Below are 11037 nucleotides of genomic sequence, written 5' to 3' on the forward strand. Positions count from 1 at the left end.
GAATAATCTCAAAAGAAATCGTTTAAACATTGTTAGATTTTGTCCCGGTCGAGTTGTCATTCGAGGCAGTCGGCCTGGTCGGGCGAGCGACTCAAAGCTCTCGTTCTGCATGAGGCATTCGACTGCTTCACATTGTTGGCCGACGCGATGACGCGCCGCGAGACGGGCCGTCAGCGGGTGATGCGCAGCGTTAGGGTCGCCGGCAAAAAAATGCGGCGCTGCCCCTGTCGAAGCAACGCCGCCCACAAACACTACACACGCTCGCCGGGGTCTAACCGCACGAGTAACGTCACGTTAGCTGGAAGAACAGCCGTGCTCAAGATGAAAGAACTTCCTTTGTAACCGTTGGCGAAGTAGTTATTACGCGCCGCACCAGCCGCGCGCGACGCGCAAGCCTTACACAGCGCGAGTTCGAAATTGGTATGAGTTTGAAGTCCCATCGACGGTAATTTACATACACAGACGCTTTGTTACAGTGTGGCCCCGATTGGCGTTGCCGCGGCGCGTCAGATTTCCCCCTTGCGTGTCTGCGTGGCCCGTCTGCGTTGCCTCGTTCGGTCGCTTGCCCGCGCGTTCAACGCGCGCCTTCGAGGTCCGGCATAGGCGCGAACAGCGCGTCGAGATCGTCGTCCGAGAACTTTGCGGCGCCGGCCGCATCTTCCGCGAGAATGCTGTCGGCGAGCCCGGCCTTGTGCTCCTGCAACGCGACGATCTTTTCCTCGATGCTGCCGGCCGCGATCAACTTGTACACGAATACCGGCTTGTCCTGTCCCAGCCGATGCGCGCGGTCGGTCGCCTGGTTCTCGGCGGCCGGGTTCCACCACGGGTCGTAGTGGATCACCGTGTCGGCGGCGGTCAGGTTCAGCCCCACTCCGCCGGCCTTCAGGCTGATCAGGAACAGCGGCACCTCGCCCTGCTGGAACCGCTCGACCGGGCTCACGCGATCGGCCGTGTCGCCCGTCAGCATGACGTACGGGATCGCGGCTTCGTCGAGCGCCTCGGCGATCAACGCGAGCATGCCGGTGAACTGCGAGAACAGCAGCACGCGGCGTCCCTCCTCGATCAACTCGGGCAGCATCGACAGCAGCAGATCGAGCTTGGCCGAGCGCATCGCGCGCTCGCCGCCGCCCGTGGCAGCGCCGTCCGCGATACCGCTGGCGGTGCGCACGAGCCGTGGATCGCAGCACACCTGGCGCAGCTTCAGCAACGCATCGAGCACGATGATGTGGCTGCGCGCGAGCCCCTGCGCGCTGACCGCCGCGCGCACCTTCTGCTGCATCGCGGTGCGCACGGTTTCGTACAGGTCGCGCTGCGCGCCTTCGAGATCGACCGGACACACGATCGTCGTCTTCGGCGGCAGCTCCTTCGCGACCTCGTCCTTGCGACGGCGCAGCATGAACGGCCGGATGCGGCGCGCGAGCAACGCGCGGCGCACGTCGTCGCCGTTCTTTTCGATCGGATTGCGCCAGCGTCGCGTGAAGTCCTTCTGGCTGCCGAGAAAGCCTGGCAGCAGAAAATCGAATTGCGACCACAGCTCGCCGAGATGATTCTCGAGCGGCGTGCCCGTCAGGCACAGCCGATGCCGCGCCCGCAAGCCGCGAATCGCCTGGGCGGCTTTGGTGGTCGCGTTCTTCACGTACTGCGCCTCATCGAGAATCAGCAGATGATAGTCGTGCTCGGCGAGCACCTTCTGATCGCGCCACAACAGCGCATAAGTGGTCAGGATCAGCTCGGCTTCGCCGATCTGCTCGAAACGCTCCTTTCTCTGCGGCCCGTTCAGCACCAGCACTTTCAGCTCCGGCGCAAAGCGGCGCCCTTCCTCGCGCCAGTTGTGCACGAGCGTGGTCGGCACGACGATCAGCGCGGGATGCGTGAGCCGCCCCGCTTCCTTCTCGGCGAGAACGTGCGCGAGCGTCTGCACGGTTTTGCCGAGGCCCATGTCGTCGGCGAGCACGCCGGCCAGATCCTGTTCGCGCAGGAACTGCATCCAGTTCAGGCCCTGGTGCTGGTACCCGCGCAGCTCAGCCTTCAGCCCGCGCGGCACCGGCACTTCGCGCAGGCCCGGACCGGCTTGCAGACGGCGCGCGAGCTCGCGGATCGAATCGTCGCCGCTGAACTGCCAGCGGCCGGTGTCGTGCAGCGCATCGAGGCGACCCGCATCGACCGCGGGCACGCGCAGAGGCGCGCCTTCGGCAAGCGCGCCGCCGAGCGAATCGAACAGATCGACCAGCACGCGCACCACCGGCTTCAGACGATCGGCGCGCAACCGCAGGCGCTTGTTCTCCTCGGTCTTCAGCTCGATCGGCTCGTCGTCTCGAATACGCTCCAGCGCGCCGGAGAGCCAGCGCCGGTCGCGCCGGAACAGATCGGCCAGCAGCGGTTCGAGCCGCACGTTGCGCTCGCCGACGCGGATGCCCATCTCCAGATCGAACCAGCCGTCGCCGGCCTGCTGCGCGGTGCCGTCGATCGCGTCGATCTCGATCACGTTGTAGCGGAACTCGGGCGCCATCGTCACGCGCCAGCCCTTCGCGACCAGATCCGGCACCGCGTCGTTGACGAACTCGGACCACGCGTCGGTGTCGGGCAGTCCGAGCATCGTGTCGGGCAACAGACGCGACGCATGCAGGTTGCGCGTCGGCACCTTTTGCAGACCGGTCTTGCGCAATTCCAGCAGACGCTTTTTCTCGGCGTCGTAGCGCCGGCGGATGTGAATCACGTCGCCGCCCGGCAACGGCACCAGCGTCACGCTGCTGTCGGCGTTGATGCTGACACCGTCGTAGTCGAAGCTCGCGGCCGCCAGCTCTACCGCGGCGGACTTGCGCTCCGCGGCCTTCGCGGCCTTCGCCGTTTTCGCCGTTTTGATGCCCTTCCCCGAGCCGGGCAGCGCATGGCTGTTCAGCGTCAGCACCGGCACCGGTTCGACGTCGATCACCCGAATCGCGGGCGCGTCGTGGGTCGGCGGCAGCGGCAGCTCGGGAGCGATCTCGCGCAGCACCGACGCGACGAGCGGCGCCTCGGCGAGCGAGATCGGCGGCATCGCGAGGTAGTCGGGCAGTTGCTGGAACGGCAGCGACAGTGGCACGACGCCCGCCTCGTTGGCGACGCCGTCCACGTACCAGACCGGCTCGGTCGGCAGCACCATGCTCGCGCGCGGTTCGGTGCGCAGTACCGGGCGCAGGCGCTCGTCGGCGAGCGGCTCCCATTCGATGCGCCCGAGGCGGTCGGCGGCGCGCGCGAGCGGCGTCGGTCCGGCCTGGCCCGGCGCGATCCCGAAGTCGAAGAACAGGCGCCCGGTCGCGATCAGCTTCTGCAGCGTTTCCGCGCCACTCGTGCCTCGCAGCACGAACTGGCCCAGGTCCTCGCGCGAGCGACCGAGCCATAGGCCGCGGAGGATCGACAGGTCTTCGTCGGACACGAAGCGCGGCTGCCTGAGCAGCGCGCCTTCGACGTCGCCCCAGCTGTCGCCGACTTCGACGATCACGCCGTCCGCGTCGCAACGCGCGCGATGCAGCACGACTTCGTGGCGCATATGAAAACGCGACCAGTTGAGCCGATAAGCGAGCGTTTCCTTGCGCGTGGCGTCGAGCTTCCGGGCGGCGTCTTTTTCGGCGGCGTCGGCCGCGCGGGCGCGCGCGCGAAAACGCTCGAGCCAGCTGACCAGTTCGGGTCGCACACCTTGAGATGAAGATGGAGACGGTGATGGAGACGGTGATGGCGCCGGCGGCGCGCCCGGCACCGTAATCCGTCGCGCGATGAACACCGCCGACGTCGCCGGGTCACTGTCGTTTTCGACCTGCGTGATGTGATCCATCTCGTCGTGGTAGTCGAGTTCCGCGAGCAGCAGCGCCGCGACGTGCTTGCAATTACGGCCGACGGGGCACGTGCATTTGCCTTCGGCCGACGGCGACCCGCCATCGGTACGAAAGCGAACCCGCGTCAGGTACGGCCGCGGCTGCGAGCCCTGCACGTCGCCCGACAGCGTGTCCCCCTGCCATTTGACGTTGCTGACCGCGCCCACCGAGCGCGCCTTGGCGACGGTGTGCTCACCGAGCCATTCCGCAATCCTTTCCCGATCGAAGAAAACTGACGACATCCGCGTGCATTCCTGTTCAAACCGGCGAAGGCAAGCGCGCGTGGACCATGACGGGGCGCCGCGCGACGCCCGGCCGATTCTGTCCAGCTGCGATTTGCCAGTGATAACCGGCCATTTTACGCGTTGGACGAAAATCGCCAGGGCGGGCGATCTGGACAGTTCGGGAGCAAGCCGGTCAAGCCGCGGTTCGACCCATATTAGCGTTCGCCGCGGGCCATGCTGCCCCACACCCCGTCGCGCAGGATCAGCCCATGCAACAACGCCGCCGCCAGATGCAGCAGCACCGTCGCGAACAACGCGAACGCGAGCCACGTATGTAGCGCGCGCAGCAGCGCGAACAGCGCGACGTCGTGCGGTGCGATCGGCGGCAGATGCAGCGGACCGAACAGCGTGACCGGATAGCCGGCCGCCGATAGCATCGCCCAGCCGATCAGCGGCATCGCGAGCATCAGCCCGTACAGCACGAGGTGCGACGCATGCGCCGCGATTCGTTGCGGCTTCGACATGCGCGCGGGCAATGGCGGACTGCCGCGCATCACGCGCACCGCGAGCCGCACCAGCACGAGCAGCAGCAACGCGATGCCGAGCGGCCGATGCAGCGCGACCAACGCATCATGGGCACGCGATACCGTCGCCACCATGCCCACGCCGATAAACAGCATCGCGACGATCAGCGGCGCCATCGTCCAGTGCAGCAGCCGCGCGAGCGGACTGAAGTGAGTGCGGGTGCGCGTCATGAAGGCTCTCCGTTTGGCTGGGTTCGATGGATCTCGGGATGCAGCGCCTCCTCGCGCGTGCGGCGTTGGAACGACTGTGCGTAGGCCGCAGAGCGCGCGGCGAGCAGCGGATCGTCCGATGGCGCGATGCCGGCGGGCACGATCGTCGGATCGAAGTTGATGTCGCGGCAGGCGCCGTCCTCCTGCGACGTGGTGCGTTCGATCACGAGCGTCCCCGCGTCGACGCGCTGGCGGTCGTCGGGCCACTGCAGCGTCGCGTCGCTGGTCGGGTCGCCCGGTTGCGCGACGGTCAACAGCAGATGCCAGCGCAACGGTCCGTGTTGCAGACGCTCGTCGAGCTCGGCGGCGAGGAAGTTCTTTTCGGCCTGCTGCGCCGCGGTGATCGGCGCGTATGGCGTGTCGGGCACGACGGCCCAGCGCACGGCGCGCGTCGTGCCGTGGGCATCGGTAAACAGAAACGCGTCGATGCCGTAGTATGCGGCGTTCGCGAGGCTCGACGACGGCGCGTGCGACTTGACCCAGCGCTGGAACGGCTGCGTCTCGGGATTGGCCGCGTAGAACGCCTTCAGCTTCGCGGGGTCCGGTTTGCCGGTCGCAGGGTCGGGCTTCGCGGCCAGCAATTGCTGATAGAACTGCGCTGGCGTATGCACCGCGAACACCGGCGTCGAGTTCATGCCGGTACGCCACTGTTCGCCATCGCGAAGCCGGAACTGCAGCGCGAGACTGCGCACCGGCGAGCTCGTATCGGGCGCGGACGGATTGCCGCCGGGCACCGCGAAGCGACCCGACACCGGCGTGCGGCCCGGCGCGAACACTGCCGCGTGCGACAGCGCCGCGCCATTGCCGTTGCTGTCGAAATAGCCGTCGACGCACAGGCCCTTGGCGTGATTGCGTCGATAGCCGGGATGCGGGCCCGCGACCGCCTCGAACGTATCGATGACGCGCGGGGCGGTCAGACGCGCGGGCGTCAGCCACCCCGCGGTGTAGGCGAAGCCGCCCGCGAGCGCGAGCGCGACCGCGCCGATCGCGGCGAGCCGGCATGGCACGCAGATCGGCCGCGGGTCGGAGCCGGCGGGATTGGGTTTGGGTGCGAAGGGTGGTGTCACAGAAACTCCTTGCCGGATGGATCGATGATTCGATCGATGGGTCGATCGACTCATCGACCAACGTACGGGCGAACACGCCTCGCTACGGTCTATTCCATCCGGCCCTGGCGCGCACATTCAAACCCATTCGCGCGCCAGTGGCCGATGCTGCTTCAATGGGTGCCAACAGCCGGCGCTCCCGAGTTCGCGACGTGGCTCGCGGCGAGCGCCGCTTGCGCGGCGAGCGCCTGCTTGCGCTGCTCGACCTGACGTGCGAACACGGGACTGACATCGGGATAGGACGCGTCGGTGATGTAGTCGAGACCGTTCTGCTGCGCCTCGATCAGTTCCTGGTACACCTGAGCGCGTGTCTTGCCCTGCGCAAACGCGCTCGACGAAGCGGCGAGAACGACGAGCGACAAAGCAACCAACGAAAGCTTTTTCATGATCGACTCCTTGGAGAGTTGTGCGGGTTCGCACCAGGGAGAACCACGGGTGGGCAGCGTTTATTCCTGTATTCGTGGCGTGAAAAAAACATCGCCGGCGCGGGGAATAAATGTCCCCGCCGCCGTGTTAGCCGTCCGATAGCAGCAATCAAGACCGCGCATCATCATGACCTCGACTCACCGCCCCTCCGGCGCTCCGCCCTCCGAAGACGACATCCAGGCCTATGCGGACGGCACGCTGACGCCCGAGCGCGCCGCGTCGCTGCGCGACTATCTCGGCAAGCATCCGGCGGAAGCACGGCGTGTCGCCTTTTACGACCGCTTGAACGCACAGATCCAGGCCACCTTTCAGACCGCCGAGGAGCCCGCGCCTGGGCGCCTCGGCGGATCGCGCCCGCTGCGCATGCGCCCGCAACCGGGTGGTCGCGCACGCCGAACACTTGTCGCGCTCGTCGCGCTCGCGCTGATGCTGAGCGCCATCAGCGGTTGGCTCCTGGCGACTCAGGTGTCGGCACGAGCGCTCGATAATGCCGCCGTGATGGCGCTCGCCGAAGCCACCGCACGGCCCTTTTCCTCGGCATCGCCGACGCGCGTCGATCCAGCCGCGCCGGATCTCGGCGCGATCGGCCTGCGCCTCGTCGAGCAACGCGTGCTGCGGCTCGGGCCACTGCAGCGCGCGGACGAACTCGTCTATCTGAACGGCGATCAGCAACCGGTGGTCGTGCTGTCGGCCGCGGCGCCGTTTGCGCGGGAAGAGCCGCAGTGGGCCGCGCGCCGCATCGGCGAGCTGCGGCTGTTGACGTGGACCGCGCAGCGGCAGCGTTTCGTCGTCGCGGGCAATGCGCGCACCCACGGCCTGATGCGCGCCGCCGACGTGATGAGCGCGCGCTGACGCCGGTGGGCGCGGCCCTCGCGGAATAAAATGCGCTGACAGGTGTTTGCAGTTCGAACGCATCGTGCGACGGAAGCCTCCGCGACCGGCCCGACGCGTATCGATACCGACGCGAGTGAAGCCGATGCCACCCCCACGCCCCTTGACCGGGATCAACCATGGATGTCCGTGACGAGTTGATCGAGCATGTGCCGCGTCTGCGGCGCTATGCGCGGGCGCTGATCAACAATCGGGAGCTCGCCGACGACCTCGTGCAGGACACGCTCGAGCGCGCGCTCGGCCGCACCCGTCTGTTCCAGCCGGGCACCGATCTGCGCGCGTGGCTGTTCACGATCATGCACAACGTCTTCGCGAATCAGGCGCGCAAGGCGTCGGCACGCGCAGTCCACGTCGCGGTCGACGACGACAGCATCGCCGAAAGCGAGCTCGCGGTGCCGTCGGGCCAGACGCGTTCGCTCGAAATGCGCGACCTCGACTACGCGTTGCAGCGGCTGCCGGTCGAACAGCGCGAGGTGGTGCTATTGGTCGGTCTCGAGGAGATGAGCTATGCCGATGTCGCGCTCGCGCTGAACGTTCCGATCGGCACGGTGATGTCGCGGCTCTCGCGCGGACGCGAACGGCTGCGGGCTTTGATGGCGGGCGCCCAGCCCGGTGCGAAATTACAGGTGGTGCGATGAGCGAGCCGCAAATGCCGATCGGCGAAGAAGACTTGCACGCGTACGTGGACGGCACGCTGTCCGGCGAGCGGCGCGACGAGGTGGAGCGCGCGCTCGAACAGAATCCGGAGCTGGCCGCGCGCGTCAGCGATTACTTTTCGCTCAATGGTCTGCTTCACGAGCGCTACGACCGCGTGCTCAGCGAGCCCGTGCCGAAGCGCCTGCAGACCGGTGCGCCGCGCCGCGCGCGAGCAGCCGCGAACTGGCCGCGTTTTGCCGCGCAGTTCGCGGGCATGGCCGCGGCGCTCGTGCTCGGCGTGGGCATCGGCATGCACAGGAACGATCTGATTCCACCGGTTGCGATCGATCGAACCGCCCCTGGGGCCGAAACGCAAGCCGGAAATCGTCCGGTCAGCGCGGACAGCGCCGAGGGCTTCGCGCGCCAGGCGGCGCTCGCGCACGTCGTCTACATGCCGGCGATCGACCGGCCGGGCGACATGAGCGCCGATCGCGAGCAGGACTTCGTCCAATGGCTCGCGAACCGGCTCGGCACCGAGGTCCATCCGCCGATGCTGTCGAAGAGCGGATTCATGCTGTCGGGCGGCCGCCTGCTGCCCGGCGACGACGGTCCGACCGCGCAGTTCATGTATCGCGGACCGAACGGCGAGCGCGTCACGCTGTGCATCTCGCATCGTCGCGAGAACGCGAATACGACCGCGTTCAAGCTGTATCAGGCGGGGCCCGTCAACGTGTTCTATTGGGTCGACGGCGATTTTGGCTATGCGGTGTCGGGTGGGATCGATCGCAAGGAGCTGCTGCAGCTCGCGCATGATGTCTATGCGCAGTTGACGGGGGCCACGCCCGGTTGAAGCGGATGGGTTCCGCGCCGCGCGGTTCGCGCATCAACGTCGTGTCTTCTCCTGCCCCGACATGGCCGCGTCATCGCGCGCGGCGCCGCGCAGTTCACGCGGCGTTGCACCGAGCAAACGCGACATCCAGTGCGCCATATGGCTCTGATGCGCAAAGCCCGTTTCGAGCGCGATCTGGCTTGCGCTGAGGCGTCCCTGCAGCAGCAGCGTTCGCGCGCGCTCGACCCTGCGCTGTACCACGTACTGATGCACGGGCACACCGAGCGTGTCGCGAAACAGCGCCTTGAAATGCGGCACGCTCAGTTGCGCCTGCGCGGCGAGCTCGTCGAGCGTCAGACGCTGATCGAGATGCGCGTCGATAAACTCGATCACACGTGCGGCCGTGCGCGGCGCGAGCGTACGCCGCCGGTTGCCCGGCATGGGTTCGACGCCGATCAGACGCACCAGCATCGCCGTACACAGACTTTCGGCGTAGAGCGGATCGGACGCATCGTCCGCTTCGAGCTCCGCGCGCAGCGCCCAGGCGAGATGCTGAAAGCGCGGATCGCGCATCTGGAAGCGCGGGCGCAGCTGCGCGTCGGCCGAGTTCAACGCGAGTTGCTCGACCGTCCGTCGCGCGAAGTCCTCTGCAAACCAGACGCTGAAAATCGTGCAGGCGGCGTCATCGTTCCACTGACCTTCGAGCCCCGCGGGGATCACGTCGGCGTCGCCGTGCGCCTGAATCCGCGTGTGGCGGCGCGCATCGCACAGACAGCGCGCAGTCACCGGCGCACCAACGTGCACGCCCACGCGATGATGGCGAAACGCGGGCATCCGATGCAAACCGGCCGACACGTTGACCAGCTCCGCACCGAAGCCTTGCCAGCCAAGCGCCCTGCTCGTGCGCACGGTGATGCGCGAGCCGCTGTGCGGCGCAGGCGCGGGCATCGGGGTGACGGCGTTCATCGCTTGTCTCCTGAGTGAGCTGAATGACGGCGAGATGCCTGCATTGTGCGGCGTTTTTGGCAGGTTCGCCGGCGTGACGGAATCTGGTAGCTCGCGAACAGCCAACGCGACTCGCGCGACCTGGGCGACCTGCGCGGCATCGGCGTAAAAAATCATCCAGATCTGCGCAAAGTCATCCAGATCTGAGCGCCTCGCGAGCACCGCGTCCCTACCATCACGTCATAGCGATCCTCAAAGGAGCACAACGTGTTCGTCATTTTCGGAGCGACCGGTCACGTGGGACACGCGAGCGCAACCGCCTTGCGTCGCGCGGGCCGCCAGGTACGCGCGGTGGTGCGCGACGCCACGCAAGCCGAAGCGCTCGCGGCAATCGGCTGCGAGATCGCGATCGCCGACCTGAACGACCCACAGCTGGTCGCGCGCGCGATCGACGGCGCGCAGGCAGTGCAATGGCTCTGTCCGGTGCCGCGAGCGCATGACGATCCCGCGGCCGCGATGCGGCGCATCATCGACGCGGGCGTCGTGGCTTTGCGCATCAGCGCGCCACCGCGGCTCCTCGCGCTGTCCGACTACGGAGCCGAGCACGCGGATGGCACCGGCATCACGACGCTGTTCCACTACCTCGAAACGCGGTTGCGCACCGTCGCGTCGTCGCTGATCTTGTTGCGCGCCGCCGAGCACATGCAGAACTGGGCACGCGTGCTGCCGGTCGCGCTCGGCCGGGGCGCGCTGCCGAGTCTGCATGATCCGCTCGACAAGCTGTTTCCGACCGTCGCGGCGCAGGACGTCGGCGAGCTTGCCGCGCAGTTGCTGCTCGATGAAGGGCCTTCGCGCGCGACGCCACGGGTGGTCAGTATCGAAGGGAAAGAGCGGGTAAGCGCGCTCGACGTCGCGCGTACCTTGGCGGAACTGTCCGGGCGGCCGGTTATCGCCCACCGGGTGCCGCGCGACGAATGGAGTGCCGTGCTGCGCGGCGCCGGGCTCGGCGAGCGGCACGCCCAACTGATCGTCGATCTGTACGACGCGCACAACGCTGGACGCATCGACGTCGAGGCGAATATCAGCGAGCGACGCTTCGGCGCCACCACGTTGCGACAGGTGTTGAGGGCGCTGCTATCGGGCGTGGCCGGTACGGCAGCGGCGGCGCGGTGATCCGCGTGGATGTAGGGCAAGCGGACGGCGTGGCGCCGCGCGAACAGCGTCGAAGGCGTTCAACACTGGAGATGGTATGGACGCCTCCCTCCCGCGTCGGATAGGAGAGGCAGTAGGAACGGCGGAGCCCTCGCTATACCCGACGGCATCAGAGTGCCAAAG

General features: G+C 67.3%; 9 protein-coding genes. 4 read left to right on the forward strand and 5 right to left on the reverse strand.

What is annotated here, in order from left to right:
- Positions 1-574 precede the first annotated feature (574 nt).
- The 4 genes from HDG34_RS37810 to HDG34_RS37825 all read right to left on the reverse strand — a co-directional run bounded on the left by HDG34_RS37810 (position 575) and on the right by HDG34_RS37825 (position 6361).
- Positions 575-4093 (reverse strand): DEAD/DEAH box helicase, encoded by a 3519-nt coding sequence (locus HDG34_RS37810; protein ID WP_184068892.1) that lies wholly within the window; start codon positions 4091-4093, stop codon positions 575-577.
- A gap of 197 nt (positions 4094-4290) precedes the next feature.
- A complete protein-coding gene (locus HDG34_RS37815; RefSeq protein ID WP_090805927.1) occupies positions 4291-4830 on the reverse strand; it encodes a cytochrome b in 540 nt (179 codons plus the stop codon).
- On the reverse strand, positions 4827-5882 hold the full coding sequence (locus HDG34_RS37820; RefSeq protein WP_409259759.1) for a catalase family peroxidase: 1056 nt from the start codon (positions 5880-5882) through the stop codon (positions 4827-4829). The genes HDG34_RS37815 and HDG34_RS37820 overlap by 4 nt, the downstream gene beginning before the upstream one ends.
- A gap of 206 nt (positions 5883-6088) precedes the next feature.
- Complete coding sequence (locus HDG34_RS37825) at positions 6089-6361, reverse strand: DUF4148 domain-containing protein (protein ID WP_184068896.1); 273 nt, start codon at positions 6359-6361, stop codon at positions 6089-6091.
- Between the two features lie 166 nt (positions 6362-6527).
- Here HDG34_RS37825 and HDG34_RS37830 point away from each other — a divergent pair, with 166 nt between their 5' ends.
- The 3 genes from HDG34_RS37830 (at position 6528) to HDG34_RS37840 (ending at position 8778) form a co-directional block, all read left to right on the forward strand.
- Positions 6528-7253, forward strand: a complete 726-nt coding sequence (locus HDG34_RS37830; RefSeq protein WP_090805932.1) for an anti-sigma factor — start codon at positions 6528-6530, stop codon at positions 7251-7253.
- 158 nt (positions 7254-7411) lie between these two features.
- Positions 7412-7930, forward strand: coding sequence for a sigma-70 family RNA polymerase sigma factor (locus HDG34_RS37835; RefSeq protein ID WP_018421072.1), 519 nt, complete (start codon positions 7412-7414; stop codon positions 7928-7930).
- Positions 7927-8778 (forward strand): anti-sigma factor, encoded by an 852-nt coding sequence (locus HDG34_RS37840; RefSeq protein WP_184068899.1) that lies wholly within the window; start codon positions 7927-7929, stop codon positions 8776-8778. The genes HDG34_RS37835 and HDG34_RS37840 overlap by 4 nt, the downstream gene beginning before the upstream one ends.
- A 33-nt stretch (positions 8779-8811) precedes the next feature.
- On the opposite strand, the gene HDG34_RS37845 is transcribed toward HDG34_RS37840, so the two are convergent.
- Entirely contained in the window at positions 8812-9723 is a 912-nt protein-coding gene (locus tag HDG34_RS37845) for an AraC family transcriptional regulator (protein WP_184068902.1), read from the reverse strand.
- 246 nt (positions 9724-9969) lie between these two features.
- Between HDG34_RS37845 and HDG34_RS37850 the strand changes: the two genes are divergently transcribed.
- Positions 9970-10875 (forward strand): NmrA family NAD(P)-binding protein, encoded by a 906-nt coding sequence (locus tag HDG34_RS37850; RefSeq protein ID WP_184068905.1) that lies wholly within the window; start codon positions 9970-9972, stop codon positions 10873-10875.
- The last annotated feature ends 162 nt before the right edge of the window (positions 10876-11037 follow it).

This window comes from Paraburkholderia sp. HC6.4b (assembly GCF_014200875.1).
In the GTDB taxonomy this organism is placed as follows: domain Bacteria; phylum Pseudomonadota; class Gammaproteobacteria; order Burkholderiales; family Burkholderiaceae; genus Paraburkholderia; species Paraburkholderia tuberum.